Raw genomic sequence first — 25,208 nt, 5'->3', positions numbered from 1 at the left:
ACGGAGTAAAAATGAAAAGACTGATCCCACTGCTACTATTGTTCGTCTCACTGCCAAGTTTGGCACAGAGGCAATTTGATATAGAAGTGATCATTTTTAAGCGCGCTGTTGATGCAGAGAAGGTGAACGAATCTTGGCCAAATACACAGCCTAAGATTTCACTTGAGCGTGTTGGTTCATTTCAAGATACCCAATACCGAGCAAAAAAAGGCGTACAGATGCTGCCTTACTCGGAATACCAGTTAACGCCTCAAAAAGACAAGCTACGTAAACACGCTGGCTTTGAAGTTCTGATGCATACCGCTTGGCGTCAAGGCGACCAAGGTAAGAGCTCTGCACCTGTTTTCCATATTCAAGCAGGTAAAGATTTCTCTAAACAATTTAATGCTGATGGCTCTGAAAAAGGCGCAATCACTGCAGGCAGTGGCGATGGGTTCCAAGAAGAGAGCATTGATAAGCCACTCTACGAATTAGACGGTAAGCTGCAAATCTATGTTCAGCACTACCTATACGCTGAAACGACATTAGATTTAAAAGCGCCAAGCGTTCGTGAAGTGACTCTACAAGAGCAACAAATTGAGCTAGATTCGCCAGTAAGTGGCGCAGAAAGCAACGTTCAAGTGGGCAACCTAACTGAGATTTCTCCGACGGTTGAAGTCCAAGAGTTCCTTAAGAGCTACCGCATGGACCAAAAACGTCGTATGCGCAGTACAGAAACTCACTACCTTGACCACCCACTTCTTGGAATGGTGATTCAAGTTAGACGTGTAGCGCAGTAAGTTACTTGCCGATTCGGCTATAATTATATAAATAATTCAATCCGCCCTCCTAGAGAGGGCGTTTTATTAAGTGCTATCTATCTTTATTCTGTACTGACTCTCTTTGCTCAGTACTTACACGTTACTTGGTACGTTCTATGAGCCCTGAATTTCAGATCAACACACAAAATCTTAGCCTTAAAATCATTGAGGCCTCAGATGCTCAAGAATTTTCTCAGCTGGTTAAGTCCTCCCCTAGCTTGTTGCCATGGGTCGACTGGTGTCATTGCGAGTTTTCTATCGTCGAGGCCGAGAAGTTTATTCTGGCGACTCGCTTAAACTGGGTGAAAGCCGATGCGTTTGGCTTTGGTATCTTTGAACGAAAAAGCGATAAGTTAGTCGGTATGGTTGCCATTAATGAGCTTTACCACACCTTTAATATGGCGAGTTTGGGTTATTGGGTGGGTGATGACTTTCAAAGGAGAGGGATCGCCAAAGAAGCGATGCTCGCCCTATTTGAATTTTGTTTCGCGCAACTCAAGTTAACGCGTTTGGAGATTGTCTGCGATACCGAGAACCTACCCAGCCAAAAGTTGATAGAGAAGTGTGGCGCTGAACGAGAAACCATTGCCAAGAATCGATTTCTGTTTAACGGCAAGCCCAAAGATGGCGTGGTTTATTCTGTGCTACCTCCAACGTCTTAACAGCATAAATGAGTTCAACACCTGCGATAGCACGTAAGCGACACGATCAAAAAAGAGCTCCGAAGAGCTCTTTTTTATTATCAGCGTAATGACCTTAAAGGCTTACCTGATTAGTGAAGCTTTAGGTTTGGACGAAGTACACGGTTAATACGACCAACCAACATCATCAGTGATGTTTTGATTAAGCCGTGAAGCGCCATCTGGTGCATGCGGTACAAAGAGATGTAAACCACACGAGCAATACGACCTTCAACCATCATCGAACCCTTCGTCAGGTTACCCATCAAGCTACCTACCGTAGAGAAACGGCTTAGTGAAACTAGCGAGCCTTTATCTTTGTAGATGTAATCTTTCAGGTCACGACCGTTCAACTTAGCAATGATATTGCTGAATGCACAGCTTGCCATTTGGTGAGCCGCTTGTGCACGTGGCGGAACGAATGAACCGTCTGCTTGTGTGCATTGCGCCAAGTCACCGATTGCAAAGATGTTGTCATCCAGTGTTGTTTGCAGAGTGTTCTTCACAACCAACTGGTTGATACGGTTGGTTTCAAGACCACCGATATCTTTCATGAAATCTGGTGCTTTGATACCTGCTGCCCATACCATGATTTGAGCTGGGATCTTGTCGCCATCTTTGGTTGTTAGGCCGTCAGAATCCGCCTGAGTCACCATCGTATTCGTACGAACGTTCACACCAAGCTTGGTTAGCTCAGAGTGTGCTGCACTTGAAATACGAGGAGGTAGAGCTGGAAGAATACGCTCACCCGCTTCAACTAGGTTTACGTTCAGCTTGCTTGAATCTAGGTCGCCGAAGCCGTAAGTACGAAGCTCTTTAACTGCGTTGTGTAGCTCTGCAGAAAGCTCTACACCTGTTGCCCCCGCACCAACAATCGCGATGTCTACCGTGCCTTGACCGTTCTTAGCGTGAAGCTTTAAGAACTGGTTGTTCATTTCTGTACGGAAACGGTGTGCTTGCTCTGGACTATCAAGAAAAATACAGTTGTCACGAACGCCTGGAGTGTTGAAGTCGTTTGACGTTGAGCCTAGCGCCATCACAAGAATATCGTATTCAAGTTCACGGCTTGGCATCAGCAGTTCACCGTGCTCATCAGTCAGCTCGCTTAGTGCAATCACTTTACGCTCACGATCGATGTCGTTCAGGCTGCCCATTTGGAAATCGAAGTAATGGTTTTTTGCGTGTGCACGGTAGCTTAGTGCATCAACACCTTCATCCAGTGAACCAGTTGCTACTTCATGAAGTAATGGTTTCCATAGGTGGCTTGCTTTACGGTCTACCAGAGTAATCTGGGCACGTTTCTTACGACCTAAAGTGCGGCCTAGCTTAGTTGCTAGCTCTAAACCACCAGCACCGCCGCCTACTACGATAATTTTTGTCACAATGACAATCCTCTACAAAATGAATAAATGGGGTTCGGCTCGATTACTCCAACCGATAAATTCTATGTATCTACTCGGCCTTGAATGCGAAGGCTGTTACAAATTGGATTACCGCGAAAAAGAATAACGACAGCTCACCGAGTAGTTAGAGGGGTTACAAACAACAAATAATGGTTGTTGCTTTGCTCACGTGGATAAAAAAGGTGACTACCTGAGAGGCAGAACACAAATTATGGGCAAGTTTTTTCACTCGCTCTCAATTTTTTTTGATATTTGTCAAAATATTTTGCTTGGGAACATTATATATAGCAAAAAGATGACCGCAACAAAAAAATCCTTACCCTCAATGAGGATTCGCGACTAATTAGCTAACGTTTGCGCAAACTGATCTATAAATGCGCAAACAGACCGATAAAACATATACAACTACTTTATCAATACCAACCTCTAAGATTCAGATGTGAAAAAGCAGCACCCAAATGAGCACTGCTTTTAATAAACTTCTGGATTGATTAAGCGTTTTTGAACGCTTTCATTGCTTGAAGATGTTGAGAGATCTTTTTGAATTTATGACTCTCTTTCTCGTCCCAGATTACATCGTAGTAATCTTCTAGCGCAGCAGCGGTTTTGGTATTGTCGTGAATTTCATCTTCACGAGAAAGTACCACTAAACAGCGTCCTTTGTTTTTCATACGGTACTGAGCAACACATTTAGTTGCGATGTCTTCGTACTCTTCTGGGCGGTCAATTCGACCTACCATGTTGTTCTCAGGGTGCAGATTTGGGTTGAACACCACCTGCTTAATCCCACATAAGAAACCAATACGCTCAGACCAAAAACCACCTAAACCTACACCACAAATAATGGGATGCGGATCATCGGATTGCTCTATCACTTTATGCACTTCTTTTAACAGATGCTGCATGTCGTGTTTTGGATGCAAAGTACTGTAGTTGATGAAACGAACGTCATCATCAATGAATTGCAACTGCAGTATTTTTTCGTGATTGCCCGGGCTTGTTGAGTCGAAGCCATGTAGATAGATAATCATTGTACCTCCCCCGTTGAATATTGGTACGTTTTGATCAATCTAACACGAAAAACAAGGTTTTAAAGGTAACAGCTGAGAAATTATATTTTTCACTTCCTAAACGTGATCCTAGCTACATAAAGTGTGACTAAGAGCTTCTGCTTCACGCAGATAACTTTCATCACCCCAAAGCTGATGAGCAAGTAAATACCATAGCATCGCCATCATCTGGCTTCTTGGTAACCATGCTTCTACACCGTCAAGCCAAGGCTGAACATCATGGATACCTCGCAGCTGACAATACTTCTCAACCGCTTTTGTGACTGGCACGCCAGCAACCGCAATGGTTAATGTTAAATCGAGCCTAGGGTCTGCGAGCGCAGCGTATTCCCAATCAATAATCTTAATGCCGTCACTGTTTCTCACTAGGTTATAACCACCTAAGTCAAAATGGCACAAAGACAGGTCAACATTGGTAATACTCGGAGCCACGCGCCACTCTTGATAAATCTTAGTGCAGGCTTCGGCCTTATGAATCGCATCAAGCTGCAACCAATAATGGTCAACTCGCGCCGTGAAACTGAATGGTTGCAGTGGTAATCGCGCAGTATTAACCAGATGAACAGAGATCAGCGTTTTCAACAGGTCATCGAGTTCTAGATCTTCGTAAAGTGTCTCACCCGCAATCCATTCAACCAACAAACCTTGCTCATTCACTACCATTGGGCTTGGCCCGATAGCGAGTCGCTCAATGGCAGACAGCACTTGGTACTCTTCATGACGAGAGATGAAGAACGCTTTGGTGATAGGTGTGGTTGGCCGCCAAACATACGCAGTACCCTCGGCATCAACCAGCTTCCAACATCGATTGGTCAAACCGCCTGTTAATGTCTGAGCTCTAACTGGAGGCTCAGAAAAGTAACCGTCAAGCGAACTCAAACTGGTATCAAGAAGCTTAGCCTCAGACCAAGAAAAAATTGCCATATTTACTCCCTATAAACGTCTTAACTGCCCTATAAACGTCTTCATTCCCTACAAAAAAGACACTGACCAAAAGCCAGTGTCTCTTCATAAACAGCGCATCATGCACTGCATTGGCGTGTGACCAAGCTATACGCTGTCAAAACTGGCCGCGTATAGTTGGCAAGTAAGCGAAATTAAAGGCCTAGTAGACTCTTAGATTGTTGCTTACGGATTTCAGTCTCGTCAGCCCATTCAATCAAGCCAGACTCAAGATCCATTAGACGCATCGTCATTTTGTAGTATACGTCTTCATCGCTACCCGCTTTCTTAACGATGCTTGATAGGTTGCCGTACAGCATGTACTGAGCACCAACCATTTTACCGAATTGAATCGCTGAACTTTGGTTTACAAGCTCATCGTTGTTTTGGAAGTTCAATTGGTCACGAACAGACTCTACACGGTCCATATCAACGAAACGGAACTTACCAGAGTTCAGCATCTTAGTACTGATAGTGTCAGTGATTGACTCAGTATCGATGTGCTCACTTGTTTTGTTCTTGATTCGCTCTACAAACACGATTGGACGCTGTTCACGAGTAATGTAAGACACAGAACCAGACGCCATCATGCTATCGACCATTTCACCCGCAATCGTTTGAAGGTCAGTTGAACCGAAATCGATTGTTGTGGTTTCTACTGCTTGTGCATCACCGTAGCTTACCTTGTTTGAACAACCGCCTAAAATAACCGCTAAACCTAGTAGCGCAATGACACTCTTTTTCATTTTGTTTCCTCAACTTATCACTGAGCGGGGTTACCCACACTCTTAAATTCTTGTATTTACGAATCATGAGACCCGTTTAATCTAACTTACTGCTCTCGGAACTGGACTCTGAACTGAGTCGCTTTCGGGTTTACCGACACTTCCGACAACGAAATACTTTCAAAACCACGAACAATCGCTTGCTTCCAAGGACCTTGTTTAAGGTTGACCTCAAGCCCGGCATCGTCGTACCAGTAAAAACGATAAAGGATATGTTGATCGCCTTTATAGTTACTGTTTAAACGAACGATTCCTCGCGTATGACCGTCGACCAGATCGGTGCGAATATCTTCAACCTGTAAACGGCTGCCCAATACCTTGTCACCAAAGAAAACGTTCTGAGTCAGACTATCGACCCTTACGCCAGCTGTATTATCAGCACAACCAGCCAGAGTCATAACCGCTGCTAAGCTCACTAACCACTTTTTCATTACAGCCTCCCTAGCTGTTTATGCCACATTGTTGCGTTGTTTCCTTGTCGAGAAATCCACACCAAGGTGGTCTGCCCTTCTCGAATATCAAAGTCGTACGTTTTAGCGCCCGCTTCCAACGTATATTGACCACTGTTTGCTACAAACGTGCTGCTGTTAATCTCTGCAGGTAATGATTGCCAACTACGAGTGTCTGGTTGCTCTGTCAGTGTGTTCCACACGTTGAACAGAATATTACCGACATCATCACCTTTGGTTGCTTCTTTACGAATGCGATCTTTCGCGACGACACGTAGCGCTTGGCGAATAACAATGCTCGTCATACGTTCCGATAAATCGTTCTGCGCCATCGCGTTTACGTCAGTGATCAAGTGTTCTTGTAACGGTTGACCGCTGATTCGCAAGGCAGAAAAACGCTCTACGTTTTGGCTTGGGTAATATGGCAGCGCAAGAGAGTATATTGCCCCCTGATCGCGACTGTCATAAACAGGTAAATCCAGTCGCCAACTGTCCATAGCTTGTACAGCGCTCTGCTCTTGAAGAACAATCACTCGCCCTTCACCTGCACTAAGTTTAGAAGATTGCTTATAGCGTTTTTCTAATGTCGCTAAATCTTGTCGCATACCTAAACGAGCGGCTGTTGCCATGGTTCTATCGATGATTTCTTGGTTATCTGGCATCACAGCCAAAGCACGACGATAGTCAACGTAGGCGCTGTTTAAATCATTTGAAGCTTCATAAAGCAGACCAGACAAGAACATCAGATACGCATTCTGTACTGACTGCAGCTTTTTACCCGCATCAGGGTAATTGGCAAGGATGCTACCTACATTGGCAGACAAGCCTTGCTTCTTCGCATCGCTGGCTGCTTTTTCTAACTCAGCCTCGCGTTGTTTCTTCGCTTGTTCTTGAACTTGGTTGGCGCGACGCATTTCGATCACCGCACCTTCTAAATCGTTTTTCTTGAGGTAATTTAAACCGAGGTACAGATGAAGAAAGCCCAACTCATAATCGGCTGGAACATACTCGGTAATATTGTCATTCACAGCCAACGCACCCACACTGGTCGCACTGTCTGAGATTGAGATCACGGCTTTTCGTTGCTGCTCAGTCACCGCCTGATCAGCCACTTCAAACGAAGCCTTACTCTCAGGGTATTTTTGATCCAGCAGATTAATTCTGCCTCTTTCAAAGTTATCAAGGATGTCGCCTGCCGCGTAATCTGGTAGCTCTTGCTGAGCCTCTGAATAATCTCCAGATTTAACGGCTTGGTAGATCGCTTTGTTTTGTGCGCTGTAATGACTGAACAGGCTTCCTGCAGACATACTCGCACAACCTACGGTCAACGCCGATAACAGGGCAATGGAAGCGAATCTAAACTGTTGCTTCACTTATCGTCTCCGTGCATGTTTAAAATGCCAACTTTATTAGGGTCTGTTGACCTTTCGTGGTCTCATTATCAAAACGAAACGTGTTGTAAAAAGGATCTCAAGCCAGTTGAAACCCTACTGATTTAGCCTCTGCCTAGGCGATGCCGACATTCAGACAACAGATAGAACTTAAAGTTGGCATACAAACTACAAATTTTCCAACTAACTACTTGTGTTAACCCACTAATGAGCGCGTTTAAACTAGCGCATTAGCTTTCATTAACTCGTTAGCTTTTTATTAGCTCATTAATAGCGGACCAAGTGGACGGCCACCAACCAAGTGCATGTGAATATGATAAACCTCTTGGCCACCATGAGAGTTACAGTTCACGATAAGACGATAGCCATCTTCTGCGATGCCTTCTTCTTTTGCTAACTTGCGAGCAACAGTAAACATGCGCCCCATCATCGCTTCATCTTCGACTTCAACATCGTTGGTCGTCGGAATCAGCTTGTTTGGGATGATTAGGATATGGCTTGGCGCACGAGGGTTAATATCGCGAAATGCGGTTACTAAATCGTCTTGGTATAGTAGATCTGCTGGGATTTCTTTGTTGATGATCTTAGTAAAAATGGTTTCTTCAGCCATGTTTCTCTCCGATAAAACATTTATTTTTTAATGCTTTGAGTATGCGCTATGCCGCATCAAACCACAATAAATCTGCTTTAAAGCATAATAAAAAACACCGTTCAAATCAAAGAAAACGAGCCTTAGCTCTCAAGAATGGCATGTTGGTTATAACTGAGCGCTATTTTTGACGTGTGCGTCATAAAATGCGTAAGACGAGCTCAATAGAATGCTGATAATTTTGTTAGTTTTACTTTGACCTGACATTAGGTCTGCATTTTTATTTAGGGAGAAAGCCATGAAGGGATCTGTGATCAAGCGTATGTACGCTGGTTTCGCACTGATCATCATCATGTTCGCAGTCACGATAACTATCATGATGAACAGCATGAATCAGATACACAGCAATTTTGAGAGTGTCTCAGAAACCTCATTACCACTTGTCGCGCTTTCAAATCAAACAAGTGTTCAATTGCTTTCTGCTGATAAGTCATTCAAAGATTTCTTAACCACACAAAACGCTGAACGCATGTCTGCAATGCGTACAGAATTTGCTGCATCACAAAACTCGTTTTCAGAAGTTCTCGGTAGTTTAGAAGCGGCAAGCCAAAACAATGCTTCACTTATTGAACGCATCGCGCAATTAAGAGCAATGGAAGAACGCTACTTCGCCGAAGCTGACGAAGCGATGAATAACTACGTTGCAATGTTCGAAGCACAAGAACAAGTACAAAAAGCCTCTCGTGACTTCCAACGCTTACATTCAGAATTAACCGTTGGCATGAAAGAGTACGTTGCCGATCAAAAAAGCATCTCTGTAAAAGTGATGGCAAAGAGCTACTTCATCAAACTGCAAGACGCAGAAGTTATTACCTCTGATGCACTTGCTAGCTCTGACGTTGCCTTCGTTCAGAAAGCCGTTAACCAAAACAAGAAGGCCGTTACTCATCTTAACTACGCTTATCGCGGTCTATCAACACAACTACCAGCACTTAAAAATGTCTTCGATGAGTCGGTTCAGAAGTTCACCAAAGACGTTGGTCAGAAAGGTGGCGTACTAGACAAACACAACAACTACCTGCAAGCCAAGCAAGCGCTGTACGTGAACATCGCCAACCTAGCCGTAGAAGTTGACCAAGCAATGGCTGTTTTGGACTCGTTCAACGTGACTGCTGAAGAGCAACTCAACTCATCACTCGCTGACGCAAGCAGCATCTACGACAAAGGCCTATTCAACGCGATTGCCATTGGCATTGTTGTAACCGTGTTCGCAGCTGCAATTGGTTACCACATTGCACATAGCGTACGAGAGCCATTAACTCGCATCCTAGGTACGTTAGAAGGTCTAACCGAAGGCGATATGACTCAGCGTATCGACATTCGTTACGACAACGAATTCAGCCGAGTGAGCCGTCACATCAACACCTTGGCTGACAACCTACACAACATCCTTGTGAAGCTGAATGATGCTTCAGATGACTTAACTAAAACGGCAAGCGTTAACCAGAAAACATCTTCTGAAACGCAGGCTCAACTGAATAGCCAACGTGAACAAACCGCGACCGTTGCAACAGCAATGACAGAGATGTCTCATTCTGTGCAAGAAGTGGCGAACAGCGCGCAAAGCTCATTAACCATGGTTCAACAAGTAGAATCAGCTTCTGAATCTGGTCGTCAGATCATGAACACCAACATCAGCACTATCAACCAACTTGAGGTTCGTTTAAACGAATCTGTCGGTGCGGTGGGTGAACTGCAACAAATGAGTAGCCAGATTGGTTCAATCCTAGATGTGATTCGTGGCATCGCAGAGCAAACTAACCTACTCGCACTCAACGCAGCCATCGAAGCAGCGCGTGCGGGTGAGCAAGGTCGTGGCTTTGCGGTCGTTGCCGATGAAGTTCGAGTGCTTGCTCAGAAGACAACGCAATCGACGTCTGAAATCGAGACCATGATCAGCAACCTACAATCAAGCTCGAAAACAGCAAGCAACGTGATTGAAAGCTGTATGAGCGATATGGACATGTCGGTTCAACAAGCATCAAGTGCAAACAGTGCGATGGAAGAAATCCAAGCATTGATTCTAGAAATTAGCCACATGAGTACACATATCTCTCAAGCCGCCGCTGAGCAGAGTGAAACGTCTGGTGATATCGCACGTAACATCGAAGACATCAACCACATTGCAGATAAGAGTTACCAAGCGATGTCATCGATTGCAGAAGCCAGCCAAAACCTAACAATTCTGGCAAATCAGCAAGGTGATTTAGTACATCAATTCAAACTATAGATAAATGAAGAATCGATAGATATTTAGTGAGATTCTTGAGACTTTTTACCCAATAGTGGTAACTAATTGAGCTAGGGCAACTTTTATCAAGGGTTGCCCTTGTTTTTTATGAGCTTTGTCATTATATGATTATTAAGGCTTGCTGCTTCCCGTTTTTTCTTTCACCTTTATGAGCGAGCCGCTATTAAGGAATTTATATGGCTGTTCATGTTGGCATTATCGATCAAGACCCCATTCGCTTGCTCACCCCTTTACTTGATAACCGAACGGTCAGCACTCACATCGTGTTTATCGGCGACAAAAATCAAGTCAGTATGTACAAACGTTTAGACAGCGTTTTGCAGAAGCGCGACATTACGAGTGAGTTTTTCGAAATTCCGACCATCGTAAATACGTCCGTCATTAAAGAATCTATCCAAACCCTTGCCGAAGACCTCAAAGCACGCGGTCAAGAAGTGAAGCTCAACGCAAGTTGTGGCCTCCGTCACCGCCTACTTTCTGTTTACGAAGTATTCCGTACTTACCACTGGCCAATCTTCGTGGTTGAACCAAACAGTGACAAACTTTGCTGGTTGTACCCGAATGGCAAAGAAGATGCACAGGTTCAAGACCGCATCACTATCGACGACTACCTGACTGTGTTCGGTGCTCGCGGTGAATTCAGCGATGTTCAGCTGTCTCCGCAACTTGATCAGAAACTTTATGAACTGGGTGAACGTTGGGCAAGTAACGCACTCGAATTAGGCCCTGGCCTTGCGACATTGAACTACCTAGCAACGACCTGTCGTAAAGAACAGAAACTTGATGTTGGACTATCTGAAAAGCAACAAGGCTACCGTGAACTGAACATGCTTCTGAGCGATTTGGTTGAAGCTAAGATTGCGACTTACGACAACGGTATTTTGACCTTTGCCAACGAAGACGCGCGCCGCTTCTCAAACGGTGAATGGTTAGAAACTCTGGTTCACAGCACAGTGAAACAAATCCAAGATGACATGCCGACTATCCAAGACCGTTCGTTGAATGTTCAGGTATACCGTCAACTTGGTGAGCGTGAAGTGCGAAACGAGCTTGATGTTGCGTCTGTGGTGAACAATAAACTGCACATCATTGAATGTAAGACCAAGGGCATGCGTGACGATGGTGATGACACCTTGTACAAACTGGAATCGCTGAGAGACCTACTAGGTGGCCTACAAGCGCGTGCAATGTTGGTCAGCTTCCGCCCGCTTCGCCATAACGACATCACACGAGCAGAAGATCTTGGCCTTGCACTGATTGGCCCTGACGAATTGAAAGATCTTAAAACACACCTAACGGCATGGTTTACAGCTGCGGGTGGCAGTGAAGATCTAGAGTACTAAAAGCAAATAAACTCATGAGAGCTCAATGCTCTTAAGCAGATTATTAAAAAGGCGAATGACCATTAAGTCACTCGCCTTTTTTGTATCTGATACTTTTCTTGTCTACTTTATCTGCCACATAAAAAATGGCCGCATCATTCGATGCGGCCATTTTCAAAATTTAATGTCACTTGAAGACTTAATGCTCTCTAAAACTCAGAGCACTTTAAGACTTAAAGCATTTTACGAGCAGCTTCTACAACCACTTTGATTGAACGTGCCTCCGTTACTTTTAGAGTGTCGTGATCAGGCGTCTCTTTTTGAGTACGGTTGATAATTACACCAGCAACACAACCTGCTTTCAGACCAGAACTTGCACACATTGTTAGTAGTGTTGCAGATTCCATCTCGAAGTTCAGAACGCCCATGTCTTGCCATTCTTGCATAGAACCTTGGAAACGCTTAACAACGCGACCAGAGAACGTGTCGTAACGCTCTTGACCTGGGTAGAACGTATCACTTGAAGCCGTTACGCCCATGTGAACTGCTGCGCCTGATTCTTCAACTGCCGCTTTCATTGCTGTTGCCACTTCGAAGTCAGCAACTGCTGGGAACTCCATTGGAGCAAAGTGCAGGCTAGCGCCGTCTAGACGAACAGAACCTGTAGAAACAATCATGTCACCCACGTTTACGTGAGGTTGGATAGCACCAGTCGTACCAACACGTAGGAAAGTGCGAACACCCAGTTGAGCTAGCTCTTCTACAGCGATAGAAGTAGATGGGCCACCGATACCTGTAGAACATACAACAACTGGTTTGCCGTCTAGCTCTGCGCGGTAAAGCGTGTATTCACGGTGACTAGCAAGGAATACTGGGTTCTCCATCTCTTCTGCAATTTTTTGCACACGAGCAGGATCACCAGGGATGATCGCAAGAGTAGCACCGTTAAGATCTGCTTCAGTAACACCTAAGTGGAAAACAGCTTGAGACATAGTTCGCTCCTTTTGGCTTATTGGGCTTTTTACCCTTATTTAAGCTCATAGTAAATTCGTGGGGTACGAACACACTCTAACCAAGCTCATTACAAAATGAAGTGACACACGTCACATGAATGATCGCAACAAGAATTCAAGTTTCACAAAAAACCGATTGGCATCACAAAAATAAGCAATCAGCACGCCTGTGTTGCATACTAATGAGACAAAAAGCGCCTTTAACGTATTACCGCTAAAGGCGCTTTTTATATTAAGAATACTCTATGTCGGTGAGCTAGATTTAGTCCGCTTTAGATTTAAATCGAAGCAGACGCAATGCGTTCAATGTCACCAATGCAGTTGCACCACTATCCGCTAAAACTGCAACCCACAGACCGGTAATACCTAACAAGCTTGTCACCAAGAATACGCCCTTCAAACCAAGCGCAAGGGCTACGTTTTGACGGATGTTGTTCATGGTCGCTTGCGACAGTTCAATCATCGCTGGCAGCTCAGTTAAACGGTTGTGAGTCAGTGCTGAATCAGCCGTTTCCAAAGCGACATCCGTGCCACCACCCATTGCGATGCCGACATTCGCCGTTTTCATTGCTGGCGCATCGTTGATGCCATCACCGACCATCGCCACGTGCGACTGTTGAGATAACTCCTCAACGTAAGATACCTTGTCACTTGGCAATAGGCTTGCCTTGTACTGCATACCAATCTTGCTACTGATCGCTGCTGCACTGCGCGGGTTATCGCCAGTCAGCATGATAGATTGAATACCTAAGTCATTAAGTCGTTCAATCGCAAGCTTAGCGTCACTGCGTAACGTATCTTGCCAAGCAATCAGACCAATCACAGTCGTAGTTTGCTCTGTTAACTCTTCTTGATCTTTAACCTCGAGAGCAACCACAACCGTCTTGCCCTCGCCTTCTAATGCTTCTACCTGAGAAACCACATCGAGACCAAGATCGAACGTTACTTTAGACGGTGACAAAACCTGATACTTAACACCATCAACATCACCTTCAACACCACTACCAATCAACGCTTTCTTGTTGTGTGATTCAGGAATCTCAATATTCAGATCTTTTACTTTAGCGACAAGTGACTGCGCCAACGGATGAGTAGAGCCAACTTCAATTGCCCCAACCACACGCAACATCGCATCTTGTTGCCAACCCGCTAGAGGTTGAATATCCGTAACCTGAGGCTTACCTTCGGTCAGTGTGCCTGTCTTATCGAAGGCGATGGTTTGGATTTTACCAAGCTGCTCTAGCGCTGCGCCGCCTTTAATGAGCGCGCCACGTTTCGCTGCTGCTGCTAAGCCAGAGGTAATCGCTGCAGGAGTCGAGATCACCAAGGCACACGGACAAGCAATCAATAACAGCGCTAGGCCACGGTATACCCATGTTTCCCATGGCTGCGCAAACAACAATGGTGGTGTGATGATCACCAACAGAGCCACTACCATCATTAACGGTGTGTACCAACGGCTGAACTTATCGAGGAATCGCTCTAGTGGTGCTTTACGAGACTCTGCTTCTTCAATCAGATGAAGAATGCGATCGATCGCGTTCTCACCCTGTTTTGAAGTGATGGTGATACGAACCACTTTATCGACCACCACAGCGCCAGCCATGATGCTATTGCCTTCGATGTGTTCAACAGGAACAGATTCACCGGTTAACGCACTTTCATCAAAGCTTGCCGCGTCTGTAATCAATTGACCGTCAGCAGGTAAACGAGAGCCCGCAGCCACTTCAATCACATCACCTGGAACCAGTTCACTGACGGCTACTTCTACACGCTCGCCGTTGATGATCTTGGTTGCGTTTTCTGGTACCAATGCCATTAGCGCTTGAACGCCACTTCTTGCTCTTGATGAAGCAAATGCTTCTAAGCGCTCACCAATCAAGAACAACAATAGAACCATCGCTGCTTCCGCAGTTTCGCCAAGGTACAAAGCACCCAGCGCGGCAACACTCATTAAGGTTTCAATAGCAAACGGTGTACCTGAACGTGCCAGCTGAACCGCTTTCTTCGCCACCGGATATAAACCAAGCAGACAAGTTACCGTAAACAAGCCTTCGCTTAATTGAGGAGAGGTACTTTTCAGAAGCGCAGCAATCAGCATTGCCGCTGCAATCGCGATAATCTGTAAATTAGGTTGGATATGAGCTTGCCAAAAAGTCTCAGGTTGTTGTTTTTCTTTCTTTGAACCGACTTCCGTAAGAGGGAAACCCGTTTTGATAGAGACCTGTTCAATGGTGTCGGCAAGGCTTTGATTATCGAATTTCACAACCAGCTTTTCGGTAGCAAAGAGAACCTTCGCATGAATAACACCGTCAATATTGCTGATCGCGTTTTCTATTTTTCTTGCACAAGCTGGGCAGTCCATTCCGGCAACCAGCCAACTTTTCGAAAATTGGGCGTCGAGAGATAAGGTTGAGGACTGACTGTCTTCTTCTCCACTGTCCGACGAACTACAACAATCATCTCCAGACGATGACGAAGCAGCAGAAGAGCTACAACAACCAGATGAAGTACTTGCTGCTGTGATGCTTGAAATTTTAGGGCTAGAGCAACTTACTCCTGCCGCTTGAGGTTGAACGTCCACTTTTGCTGAGCGGCACGCTGCATGTTTTGCGCACATAATGTATCTCCTTAATACTCAAAAGCCTTGAGGTTGTTGCAAACTTACGAGCAACAGAACCTTAAGTTCATCAAAAGTATAAACCTTGGAGGCTACTCCAAGGTCAAGAAGAAGTTTTCAAGAAAACAAAAATATTATGCCAGCGCCGATGGCTTACTGAGATTTAAGCTCCGCACACTCTTCACGGTTAGCGGATACATCATCAATAAGCACCGCATCGTGTGAACAGAATGGCTGAGTGTTCAAGCTGACAATCGACACATCATCTTCCACTGGATCAACTTGAGATCCTTGCATCAGTTCAGCGATATGATGTCGAAGCACCAAGATACCTAAAATCCCGAATAGAACATTACCCAAAGCTTGACCATAGAGAACACCCAAAGCGCCATACCATTGCGAACCTAGATAGACGAACGGCAGAGTACCTAACGTCGCTTTGCCCAAATTCAATGCTGTCGAGTAAAGCGGTTTACCTAGGTTATTAAAAGAGGTGTTGGCAACAAATAGCGCGCCGTTAAAGGTGAAGGTCAACGCCACATAGGTACAGAAAGCTGCCACAATGATTGCTGCATCACCTTGTAGACTAAAGCCTTGAATGACATAACCTTGAACGAAGTACAACAGAATACAAACAGCAATGGTATAGAGTGTCGTCACCAGCAATGAGTTATTGAGTGTTTCCTTCACTCGGTCCATGCGTTCGGCACCAAAGTTCTGACCAATAATTGGCCCCACAGCGCCAGACAAGGCAAAGATAACCGCAAAACAAACTGGCGTCAGACGACCTATCACGGCAAAGCCCGCGACAAAGTCCTCACCATATTGTGCGATACCCGTTGTCACAATCGCATTCCCGATAGGCGTTGCGGTATTGGTGATAATCGCAGGCAGCGCAATCGCCAATATTGGTCGAATATTAAGACGCCATTGCACAAAAGAAGGCGGAGCCACCAGCTGATGGCTGCGAATAAGAGGATAAAGCGAAAAGAATAGTACTGAGAAGCGAGCAACAACCGAAGCGATAGCTGCACCTTCAATGTTCCAACCAAAACCAAAAATAAACAGAGGATCGAGAATCGCGTTAACAATGCCGCCCGACAAAGTCGCCCACATCGAACGCTTAGCATCGCCTGCCGCTCTTAAGCCCGCACCCGCCGCCATCGCTAACGCCAAAAATGGACCACTTGGTAGCAAAATCTGTAAGTAAGCTTGAGCACGCTCGGCCGCAATCCCTTTAGCGCCTATCGCGGCTAGCAGCTCTGGAATATAAGCGAACATGATTGCAGTTACGGTGGAACTGATAACAAACGCAGTCAGCATGATACTGGTGCTTAGGTTTCGAGCGTGTTCTTGATTCTTTGAGCCGATGGCTTTGGACACTAATGCGCCCATGGCAATGGAAGTACCAATCGAAACAGAGGTAGAGAAAAAAGTCAGCGTACCTGCAAAGCCTACCGCAGCAGCCAATTCGACCTGTCCGAGCATACTGATAAACAGCATGTCGAGTAAGTCGACCACAAATAACGCCATCAAACCGACAGAGCCAGCCCCCGACATCACCAATATGTGGCGCATCGTTGAACCTTCAACAAACTTTGCCGTTTGATTTGACATGAAACCTCCAAAAGTTGGAATACCCAAGAGCTAAAGCCCAACCAGCTGTTCAACAGTTCAACAGACTAGGGATCCACAAAGAGAGGATCGACCAAGAAAAGCGCTATACAGAAAAAAGGCGCTAGTGCGCCTTTTTTCAATTGAGGGTATTGAGAAAAATAATCCTTCTTAACACGCTACTATACCTGATGTTTGAAGCATTCTTCCAAGTTCTTGCCAATTGCTCTCAAAACATCGGTTCTGGTGATAATACCCACCAGTTTTCGATTATCGATCACAGGGTATGCTTTAGGTTTTCCAACCTGCATCATGTCCGCCAATTCAATAATGGATAAGTCAGGTGACACCGACAGCACTTCTTGGTACATGCAGTCACCCACAAGGTGTGTGTCTTGGCAGAAGTAACTGACCTTCACAAGTTTCTCGAGTAAATCCTGCTCAGAAAGGAAGCCAATCACTTGTTCTTTATCATCGATTACGGGTCCACCCATATGGTGGCTACGCATCACTTTGTCTAACGCTAGACTTAACGGCATATCAGGAGTAAATGTCACAACCTGCTGCGTCATGTAATCTTTCACTTTAATAGAATGCATTGCGTTCTCCCTAAATACTTTGCGTCATATATTTTTCTATCTTGTTAAGTTAATTGTTGTCTAAAATCTTGATTTTACTAAATGGATTTCAACAATTTTATTGATAGGCAAAACCTAACAAGGCAAAAAAGTGAGACAAACAAAGGGTTGAGCACGTTTTCGAACGCCAGAAAAAAGAAAAAAAAGAGCCCTTACAAAGCCTTACTTTCCCTTGCTTAACCTTACTTAGCCGAACTAGCCTACGTAAATAAACCCTGTAATCTTCACCGCACTAATAATTAGAAATCCCGATTTAGGAAGTTTATGCAACACGACAACAACATGTACGCGTATGTATACGCAGGTAACGACGGTACAGAAAACACACTCATCGCCACTATCGATAATCAAGAAAAACCGCTCATATCAAGCTGCGTTGATGAGATAAAACGCATGTCATGCTTAGCCATTGATTTAGCAGCAAAACACGACCTAAAAGTGAAGCTGGTGAAATATCAAAGAGAACAAGAGATCGACTTCGGCCTATTCGTAAAATAGTGAATCCGACACTGATTTGGTTAATCACGAACTGGCAGCCATAGTAGCATTAGCAAGCGTAATAGCCGTGAATGGCTGCCGAATTCGACCTGACAAGCCTAACGGGTAAAGGCTATAATGATCAGACGGCGCCCTTGCCGATTTTCATTGTCCCAATACGGTTTACTATGTCTTCTCAAACCTCACCTAAAACGTATCTAACTAATTCCTTATCTAAGTTAAAAAACTACTTTAGTGAGTTATTGGATTTCCAATCACGCATTTGGGTGGTTCATATCTTTGAAGACTCTATTACCGATCAATCGTTTGTGATTAATGAAGATGGATTTAAAGAACCGCTAGAGTGGATGAAAAAACGTGATTACCAAGCGAGAATGCTTGATCGTGTTGATAAGATGAAAATCTCACAGGTTATCGAGATTCAGTTCGAAGACAAAATGCATCGCTTGATGCGAGTGAAGTAGCGCTATTGTTTGGGCGTTCACGAAAAGCCCTTGCTAGAAATCAAGTATAAAAAAGGCCAGCGCTCGCTGACCTTCTCTCATTGATTACAAACCACCATCTAACGCGCACAATACTCATGCCACAGGCGCACCGCTTTCTGGTATGCCTCAGTTTTATCGTGCGTTTCTGCAAACAGAATAGCTGTCATGCTGTCGACAACGGTATTCGCCATTAGCGACATCTCTTCAGTCGATGTGCCAAGTACACATTGACTAGGAAGTGGTAACTCTAGGTTCATCATCTCTTCCCAGTAGAACGATTCGACTTTGTCAGGAGAGCTCATCCATACCGTTTGGCTAACTTTAGGATTATATTCCGACTCACCGTTCACCCCTTTGAATGAAATCACCGAGTGGGATTTATTTCCAATAACATGCTCAACTTCCGCATGAAGTTGTGGGAAGCCAGGATGGAAACTGCCACGCAGACCTAAACGGCCACCACCAGGGTTCAATGCTCGAACTACCGTGTTAATTGGTGTTCTCAAACCGTAACGGTGTTTCCAACCAATCATGGTTTGTGCTTCGGGCGCAAAGTTAGCTAGCGGTAAATAAGCAATGCCGTCTTGTTCAAGAATCGACTTAGCATGTTCAGGGGTCTCAGCACTTTGCACACCGACATCTTGCAAATGGCTTTCAACGTGCGTCCTACCGCTCGGCTTATCCATATAGCCATGCATTAACACTTTATAGCCATTGTCAGCTAAGATTTTTGCTGCCAACAAGTTCCAAGGCTTGCCACTGGCGTTATCGTTACGCTTACCTGCATAACACGGCCAATCAATATCAGCGCCTAAATCTGGCACTCGAGATTGAAACGCTTTTACAAAGCCAGCGATCTCTTCATTGGTTTCATTCTGCACACGAATCAGCATCAGTAGCATAGCCATTTGGTCGTCACCGACTTCTCCGCTTAAATACTCATCCATGATGCGGTAGGCTTGTTCGAACGATAAAGGCTTGCGCCCTCTTTCTCCTCGTCCAACTGTACGAATACACTCTAAAATACTACTCATTGATTGTTTATTCTCTTCCGTTGATATCAATAAAATTCGAATACACTTTCGATTCTATGATACCCACAGTGCATTGCAAAGCGATTCAGTAGCTATCGACCTAATTACCAATACGCGGATTGGTGTTCTAAAAGTAAACTTACTGGTGTAAAATTAGCGTATGCAATGCTAACCGCGACATATTGAGTAGTATCCCGATGACTGTAAAAAAAACGCTGAGCCAAAGAAAACGTGAATCGATCGTTGCCGCTGCTATCGCAGAGTTTACTGAGCATGGCTACAAGGCCACCAGCATGGATAAAATATCGAGTCGCGCAGAAGTATCAAAGCGCACCGTATACAATCACTTTGCCAGCAAAGAGCTGCTATTAGATGAGATTCTAGACAGCATTTGGAGCAAAACTCTGGCCGCGACGCAATTCCCTTATCAAGCAGAACTGCCACTTGAAGAACAGCTTTCGTCGATAGCCAATCAAGAACTTGAGTTACTTGAGTCTGAAGGCTTCATCGACCTGTCACGCGTGTTGTTCTCTGAGTATTTCCATAACGCCGAACTGGCGCATCAAGCGATGGAAAAATATTCCCAAGCAGAAAGTGGACTTACAACCTGGATTAAAGCCGCATTGGCAGACGGTCGTTTAATCGATCTTGACCCACAATTCGCCTCCACGCAGTTCATTGGTCTGCTTAAGTCTTTTGCGTTTTGGCCGCAAATCATTGGTCATGTGCCGTCACCGGATGCTGCGCACAAACAAGTGATCATTACTTCAAGTGTCGAGATGTTCCTGAAACAATATCAGGCGTGATTTTGGTGGTTGACGAGAATTCAACCACAATAAAACCATCACTGGTATCCGCTGTTATTTTCCCTATACTGCAACCCACTTTCGTCATTACGACTCAGTAAAACTTCAACTTTAGGTAGCCCTATGATTACTTTCACCACCAACTTTGGCGATATCGAGATTGAACTGAACCTTGAAAAAGCGCCAGTAACGTCGAAAAACTTCCTTAAATACTGCCAAGACGGTTTCTACGAAGGCACGACATTTCACCGTGTTATTGAAGGTTTCATGATTCAAGGTGGTGGTCACACTATCGACATGACAGAAAAACCAACTCGTGCCCCAATCGTCAACGAAGCAAACCGTGGATTGAAGAATGTGATTGGTTCTGTAGCAATGGCTCGTACTGATGCACCACATTCTGCAACGGCGCAGTTCTTCATTAACCTTGATGACAACGACTTCCTAGATCACACCTCAACAACCAATGCTGGCTGGGGTTACGCGGTATTTGGCAAGGTTTCAGCGGGTATGGATGTGGTAAACAAAATTGCGGAAGCACCAACAACTATTCGTTGGGGACACGAAGATGTACCTTGCGAAGATATTGTGATTACTAAAGTCACCATCAACGAGTAATTCACGACGAAAACGTAACGAAATGGTGAGAATTTTTCTCACCATTTTCTTATTGTCGATGTTATCAACTGTACTCATTTCTGTATGGTATATTTATAGGGTTAACCATTCCCTTACTATTAATCAGTATAAATGACGTGTTATGCTCCTGATCCGCAAGATCCCATTGCTCTGCGGTCAACCTTACATTGGACGTAACTCTCTACATGACTCGACACTCTTTTTTGACAACAGCCCTCTTCTCTTCTGTTGCCAGTTTCTCTAGTTCCGCATTCGAAGTTGATACACGAGAATCAAAAGAACCAGAACTTGATAACCAATTTCGTGTTATCGCGATCCCCTTTTATGACCCGAGTGTAGATACCGGGATCTCTGTGGTGCCCATCTATAACTTCTACGCTGATGGCGAAACCAAGAACGCTTCCACATTATCAGCGACACTGACTTACACACAGAACGACAGCTATTACATCAAAGGTAATGCGGAGCTGTTGCTGAAAGGTGACTCAATAAGATTTAGCGGTGAAATGGGGTTCTCTAGCACCAACATAACCTTGGTCGACCTTGTTGATACCAACCATCAAGAGTACGCCTTCGATGGCGATTTCTACTTCAAAGTGTATGACAATATCTATCTAGGTATGGGGTTAGACTTTTCCACGGCTCGCTATTTAGCCGACACACCCCGTGACAAACTGTTGTTGAAACTAACAGGGTTTAGCGAAGAATATGAAGCCGATACTGGGGCTAAACTTTCATTCTTGTGGGATGAGCGAGAGCATTACTATTATCCGTACCATGGCTTTTTGTTCGAACTCACGTATGAGAACCACGGGACTTGGTTAGGCAATGATGAAGATGCGACCTACTCTTCACTGTTTTTAGACTACCGTTTTTTCTACAGTTTGACCCATAACGATAACCACATTATTGCCAGCCGATGGGTGACTCGCTACCTATTAGATGCTGAAAATGCCCCAAGCAGTGCGTACAGCACTTACGGGCGACAAGGGCGAAACGTTCAACGAGGCTTTGTTGCCGGGGATCATATAGCCTCGCATATGACCAATCTAGAAATGGAATATCGCTACTCAATTTCTGGCTCATCGATCAATTTCCTAAACAACGTGTCTGTGGTCGGGTTAACCGGTGTCGGCAAAGTATTTGGTGAGAGGCTCAACCCGAAAGACCCATACCATAGCTTTGATGATGGTGACCTTTTATCAATGGTTGGATTTGGTTTGCGTTATCGCCTAATGCGTCAAGAGCGCATCAATGTTCGCATGGACTTCACCTACAACAGCGAAGATGAAGTGTTGGCGTATTTTAGCTTGGGCGAAAATATTTAGCTCTCACCAACGACTATCACATCAAGCCTGTCACGATCCGCACAGGCTTTTGTTTTTAAAGGCCTTTCAAAAACTACCAACGAGAACGATAAGTACGGTGACACCCTTTGCACGTCTTATTCGCAGAATTTAACCCTTGCTCTGCACTCGACAAGTCTTGTTCAACACTCGCCTGATACAGATCTGCAAAGCCTTGGTTCATCTGTAACATCAGTTGGTTAAATTTCTCAGGCTTGCTCCAAATCTCCTTCTTGGCCTTACCTCCTGTGTCAGCTTCAGAAAAACTCGCGTTCAAGACATCACCATGTTCCACCAACATTTCACTTAACTCGCCTACCTTCAGCCAATCCACGTCACTGTTATTCAATTCTGAATCGACTTGTTTACTGACCTCTTCAATAGAGCTAAAAGCTTGTTGACGATTATTTACAACATCCGCTGCGGCTGCAGAGATCATAGGTAGAGCAATCGTTGGTAGTGCGATGATTAAAGCGATGGTGAATTTTTTCATAGTGTCATTCCTAGTGATTAATTGACTGAGTGGTTTCTTAGTGAATTACGACTTGATAATTCAACCGCAATCGAAGAGATGCATTTAATTTACACAACAATAGTTGCGCACGCAACTAATGTTGTGTAAATTATTCCCATCAAAAAGATTACGAACAGGAAAAGCATTATGAAAATCTGGGATCTACCAACTCGACTTTATCACTGGCTTCAAGCCGCACTCTTTATAGGTCTTGCAGCATCAGGATTTAACGGACAAGGCCCCCATGTTTACTTGGGCCTCGCACTGTTCAGTCTAATTTTATGGCGCTTGGCTTGGGGAATCGTCGGCAGTGATACCAGTCGTTTTTCTCAATTCATTAGCTCCCCGAAATCGGCTTGGAATTACTTGCGTGGAAAGGCTCTCCCAAAACCGGGACATAATCCGTTGGGTGCGTGGATGGTGATAGGAATGATCACGACTCTGTTTATCCAATGTATGACAGGGCTTGTTATTGCTGGTTTCTTTGATGCGATTCCAGGCTCGGAACTCGTGATTACTGATGCAATATTCGATGTGTTATGCACAGTACATGGCTTTGCCGCTCGCATGTTAGTGGTCTTTGTCGTACTACACTTGGTGGCTATTATCATCTACAAACTGCGTTCAAAACCGATGGTTCTTGCCATGATCACAGGCAAACAAAACCATTCAGCGTCAACGGATTATTTCAGAAATAGCAGTCAATTGGCTTTTTCATCAAATAGGAAAGCGTTGTTGGTGCTAATTGCATCGGTATTAGTTACGATGACAATAGTTGTAATATCACAGTAAAATTAGGTAGCGAAAGATGCCAGAAGAGTTTGATAGACAAAAAAGCTTTGGTTGGATGATCAATGTGATCGCCAATAAGTCGACCAAAGATTTCGACACGGAATTGAAAGAACATGGCTTAAGCATTGCTCTATGGCCAACCATGATGTGTCTTTGGGAAGAAGAAGGTGTGACTCAGCGTGATATTGCTGCGAAATCCAAAGTCGAGAATTCAACAACGACACGCACATTAGACAAGTTAGAAAAGCTTGAACTGGTCGAACGCAGAGCCGATCCAAACAGTCGCCGTTCTTTCCGAATTTACTTAACGGAAAAAGGCAAAGCACTTGAAGAACAACTCGTTCCTATCCCAGTTCGTTTAAACAAAGAGTTGATGAACGAGTTAGATGCTGAAGAACAGCAACAAATGCTCAAGCTACTCCAGAAAGTGGTTGCGGCAATCTGATCTTACCGCGTTCTCTGCTTACCAAGCTCATTACACTCTGAGCATGTATTGAAAAACAACCCACACTCGGCCTTGCGCCGAGTGTTTTATTTTCGTCTCGACCATTTGATATAGCAAAACAGTGAAGCAATGATCACCGCCCCACCGAGCAGCTTCTGCATCTCTACACTTTCACCAAGCACACTCACACTTAGCAGCAGCGTCCACACTGGCTCAAGAATCATGATCAATGCCGCCACTTCCATGTTCACGGAGTGCTGACCGACCGTTTGCAACAAGTAACGAATAGACGTTGCGATCACCGCAGACACAATAAACCAGAAGACTAAGGTTTTGGTGATTTCGAACTCCGGCTGAGCAGTCATAGAAGCAAAGGCTAAACCACTCACACCCACCACAAACAGTTGCACACAGATTGATGCGATAGGCTTGATATTGGTAATCACACGCTTGTTCATCACAAAGTGAACGGACAACAACATCGATGCCAGTAAGAAGTAAATCTGACTTTGCTCAACATGCCAGCCGTTGCCCAGAGTCAGCAGAAGCATGCCGATAATCGCGATAGGGAAAGACATCCAAAACGCACGATTAGGCTTAACTCGAAACAAAACCCAAGACACAAACGGTGCAATGATCATAGCTAAGCTCATGATGAATGCCCCTTCCGACAAGCTTTCCGTCACTGAAACCGCAAACACCCATACCTGCAATGAGGCAGACAACAACAAACCCACGCCGCAAAGAGACAGAATCTGCTTAAGCGAAAGCTTACGAATATGGTGAATACAAAATGGCAGAAGAATAAGACTCGCGACGAGGAATCGCACACCAATGAACACTGGCCCAGGCATTTCTAATACCACCAGCTTAGATGCAATCCATCCCACCCCAGCTAGCAGGGTGGCAAATAGAAGGTAAAGCTCTCCGCGCATCGCTTTCACGTTCATCATTTTACTTAGTCCAATAACAAAAAAAGCAACCCGACTCTGCAAGGTTGCTTTTTATAAACATTCAACAGG

The 25,208-nt window shown here is 44.7% G+C and carries 25 protein-coding genes; 11 read left to right on the top strand and 14 right to left on the bottom strand.

Annotation, left to right across the window (positions count from 1 at the left end; translation table 11 throughout):
- The first annotated feature begins 11 nt into the window (after positions 1-11).
- Complete coding sequence (locus HRQ85_RS16525; protein ID WP_086970391.1) at positions 12-779, top strand: peptidoglycan binding protein CsiV; 768 nt, start codon at positions 12-14, stop codon at positions 777-779.
- Between the two features lie 137 nt (positions 780-916).
- Positions 917-1,462 carry a GNAT family N-acetyltransferase gene (locus HRQ85_RS16520; protein ID WP_086970393.1) on the top strand — a complete coding sequence of 182 codons (546 nt, stop codon included), beginning with the start codon at positions 917-919 and terminating at the stop codon, positions 1,460-1,462.
- Positions 1,463-1,572: 110 nt separating this feature from the next.
- Here the strand turns inward: HRQ85_RS16520 and HRQ85_RS16515 are convergent, their stop codons facing one another.
- The 7 genes from HRQ85_RS16515 to hinT form a co-directional block, all read right to left on the bottom strand.
- Complete coding sequence (locus tag HRQ85_RS16515) at positions 1,573-2,862, bottom strand: NAD(P)/FAD-dependent oxidoreductase (protein WP_009847154.1); 1,290 nt, start codon at positions 2,860-2,862, stop codon at positions 1,573-1,575.
- Between the two features lie 512 nt (positions 2,863-3,374).
- Positions 3,375-3,914 carry an alpha/beta hydrolase YcfP gene (gene ycfP, locus HRQ85_RS16510; protein WP_009847155.1) on the bottom strand — a complete coding sequence of 180 codons (540 nt, stop codon included), beginning with the start codon at positions 3,912-3,914 and terminating at the stop codon, positions 3,375-3,377.
- Between the two features lie 108 nt (positions 3,915-4,022).
- Positions 4,023-4,877 (bottom strand): phosphotransferase, encoded by an 855-nt coding sequence (locus tag HRQ85_RS16505; RefSeq protein ID WP_172380152.1) that lies wholly within the window; start codon positions 4,875-4,877, stop codon positions 4,023-4,025.
- A gap of 173 nt (positions 4,878-5,050) precedes the next feature.
- Positions 5,051-5,641: a penicillin-binding protein activator LpoB gene (gene lpoB / locus HRQ85_RS16500; RefSeq protein ID WP_017060223.1), complete on the bottom strand. Its 591-nt coding sequence runs from the start codon at positions 5,639-5,641 to the stop codon at positions 5,051-5,053.
- A gap of 86 nt (positions 5,642-5,727) precedes the next feature.
- Positions 5,728-6,111 carry a YcfL family protein gene (locus tag HRQ85_RS16495; protein ID WP_086970397.1) on the bottom strand — a complete coding sequence of 128 codons (384 nt, stop codon included), beginning with the start codon at positions 6,109-6,111 and terminating at the stop codon, positions 5,728-5,730.
- Positions 6,111-7,502 carry a COG3014 family protein gene (locus HRQ85_RS16490; RefSeq protein ID WP_172380151.1) on the bottom strand — a complete coding sequence of 464 codons (1,392 nt, stop codon included), beginning with the start codon at positions 7,500-7,502 and terminating at the stop codon, positions 6,111-6,113. Before HRQ85_RS16490 ends, HRQ85_RS16495 begins: the two co-directional genes overlap by 1 nt.
- 277 nt (positions 7,503-7,779) lie before the next feature.
- Positions 7,780-8,130, bottom strand: coding sequence for a purine nucleoside phosphoramidase (hinT, locus tag HRQ85_RS16485; RefSeq protein ID WP_017065295.1), 351 nt, complete (start codon positions 8,128-8,130; stop codon positions 7,780-7,782).
- Between the two features lie 277 nt (positions 8,131-8,407).
- Here hinT and HRQ85_RS16480 point away from each other — a divergent pair, with 277 nt between their 5' ends.
- Entirely contained in the window at positions 8,408-10,399 is a 1,992-nt protein-coding gene (locus tag HRQ85_RS16480; RefSeq protein WP_172380150.1) for a methyl-accepting chemotaxis protein, read from the top strand.
- Between the two features lie 197 nt (positions 10,400-10,596).
- The gene (locus HRQ85_RS16475; RefSeq protein WP_048609362.1) at positions 10,597-11,763 is read left to right on the top strand and encodes a DUF1887 family protein; all 1,167 of its coding nucleotides are present in this window, start codon (positions 10,597-10,599) and stop codon (positions 11,761-11,763) included.
- Positions 11,764-11,975: 212 nt separating this feature from the next.
- Here HRQ85_RS16475 and udp read toward each other — a convergent pair whose 3' ends face one another.
- The 4 genes from udp to HRQ85_RS16455 form a co-directional block, all read right to left on the bottom strand.
- Positions 11,976-12,734, bottom strand: coding sequence for a uridine phosphorylase (gene udp, locus HRQ85_RS16470; protein WP_017632176.1), 759 nt, complete (start codon positions 12,732-12,734; stop codon positions 11,976-11,978).
- A 283-nt stretch (positions 12,735-13,017) separates the two neighbouring features.
- Complete coding sequence (locus HRQ85_RS16465; RefSeq protein ID WP_172380149.1) at positions 13,018-15,375, bottom strand: zinc/cadmium/mercury/lead-transporting ATPase; 2,358 nt, start codon at positions 15,373-15,375, stop codon at positions 13,018-13,020.
- A gap of 153 nt (positions 15,376-15,528) precedes the next feature.
- The gene (locus HRQ85_RS16460; RefSeq protein ID WP_172380148.1) at positions 15,529-16,992 is read right to left on the bottom strand and encodes an MATE family efflux transporter; all 1,464 of its coding nucleotides are present in this window, start codon (positions 16,990-16,992) and stop codon (positions 15,529-15,531) included.
- A gap of 179 nt (positions 16,993-17,171) precedes the next feature.
- A complete protein-coding gene (locus tag HRQ85_RS16455) occupies positions 17,172-17,588 on the bottom strand; it encodes a CBS domain-containing protein (protein ID WP_048609359.1) in 417 nt (138 codons plus the stop codon).
- Positions 17,589-17,891: 303 nt separating this feature from the next.
- Here HRQ85_RS16455 and HRQ85_RS16450 point away from each other — a divergent pair, with 303 nt between their 5' ends.
- The gene (locus HRQ85_RS16450; RefSeq protein ID WP_048609358.1) at positions 17,892-18,125 is read left to right on the top strand and encodes a hypothetical protein; all 234 of its coding nucleotides are present in this window, start codon (positions 17,892-17,894) and stop codon (positions 18,123-18,125) included.
- A gap of 167 nt (positions 18,126-18,292) precedes the next feature.
- Positions 18,293-18,589 (top strand): hypothetical protein, encoded by a 297-nt coding sequence (locus tag HRQ85_RS16445; protein ID WP_048614800.1) that lies wholly within the window; start codon positions 18,293-18,295, stop codon positions 18,587-18,589.
- 98 nt (positions 18,590-18,687) lie between these two features.
- On the opposite strand, the gene HRQ85_RS16440 is transcribed toward HRQ85_RS16445, so the two are convergent.
- The gene (locus HRQ85_RS16440; RefSeq protein WP_172380147.1) at positions 18,688-19,674 is read right to left on the bottom strand and encodes a glycosyl transferase family protein; all 987 of its coding nucleotides are present in this window, start codon (positions 19,672-19,674) and stop codon (positions 18,688-18,690) included.
- A 167-nt stretch (positions 19,675-19,841) separates the two neighbouring features.
- Between HRQ85_RS16440 and HRQ85_RS16435 the strand changes: the two genes are divergently transcribed.
- The 3 genes from HRQ85_RS16435 to HRQ85_RS16425 all read left to right on the top strand — a co-directional run bounded on the left by HRQ85_RS16435 (position 19,842) and on the right by HRQ85_RS16425 (position 22,417).
- On the top strand, positions 19,842-20,450 hold the full coding sequence (locus HRQ85_RS16435; RefSeq protein WP_048614574.1) for a TetR/AcrR family transcriptional regulator: 609 nt from the start codon (positions 19,842-19,844) through the stop codon (positions 20,448-20,450).
- Positions 20,451-20,573: 123 nt separating this feature from the next.
- Positions 20,574-21,068, top strand: a complete 495-nt coding sequence (locus HRQ85_RS16430; RefSeq protein ID WP_048616619.1) for a peptidylprolyl isomerase — start codon at positions 20,574-20,576, stop codon at positions 21,066-21,068.
- Between the two features lie 224 nt (positions 21,069-21,292).
- Entirely contained in the window at positions 21,293-22,417 is a 1,125-nt protein-coding gene (locus HRQ85_RS16425; protein ID WP_253918868.1) for a BamA/TamA family outer membrane protein, read from the top strand.
- Between the two features lie 73 nt (positions 22,418-22,490).
- Here HRQ85_RS16425 and HRQ85_RS16420 read toward each other — a convergent pair whose 3' ends face one another.
- A complete protein-coding gene (locus HRQ85_RS16420) occupies positions 22,491-22,928 on the bottom strand; it encodes a c-type cytochrome (RefSeq protein ID WP_172380145.1) in 438 nt (145 codons plus the stop codon).
- A 168-nt stretch (positions 22,929-23,096) separates the two neighbouring features.
- Between HRQ85_RS16420 and HRQ85_RS16415 the strand changes: the two genes are divergently transcribed.
- Both HRQ85_RS16415 and HRQ85_RS16410 read left to right on the top strand, forming a co-directional pair.
- A complete protein-coding gene (locus tag HRQ85_RS16415) occupies positions 23,097-23,741 on the top strand; it encodes a cytochrome b/b6 domain-containing protein (RefSeq protein ID WP_172380144.1) in 645 nt (214 codons plus the stop codon).
- Positions 23,742-23,757: 16 nt separating this feature from the next.
- Positions 23,758-24,186 (top strand): MarR family winged helix-turn-helix transcriptional regulator, encoded by a 429-nt coding sequence (locus tag HRQ85_RS16410; RefSeq protein WP_050622032.1) that lies wholly within the window; start codon positions 23,758-23,760, stop codon positions 24,184-24,186.
- 86 nt (positions 24,187-24,272) lie between these two features.
- Here HRQ85_RS16410 and HRQ85_RS16405 read toward each other — a convergent pair whose 3' ends face one another.
- Positions 24,273-25,139 carry a DMT family transporter gene (locus HRQ85_RS16405; RefSeq protein ID WP_059020971.1) on the bottom strand — a complete coding sequence of 289 codons (867 nt, stop codon included), beginning with the start codon at positions 25,137-25,139 and terminating at the stop codon, positions 24,273-24,275.
- Positions 25,140-25,208 lie beyond the last annotated feature (69 nt).

Origin of the sequence: Vibrio sp. Vb339, assembly GCF_902751245.1 — a bacterium.
GTDB classification, from domain to species: Bacteria; Pseudomonadota; Gammaproteobacteria; order Enterobacterales; family Vibrionaceae; genus Vibrio; species Vibrio coralliirubri.
Note: the sequence above shows the minus strand (reverse complement) of the source record. Positions and strands in the feature narration are given on the sequence as shown.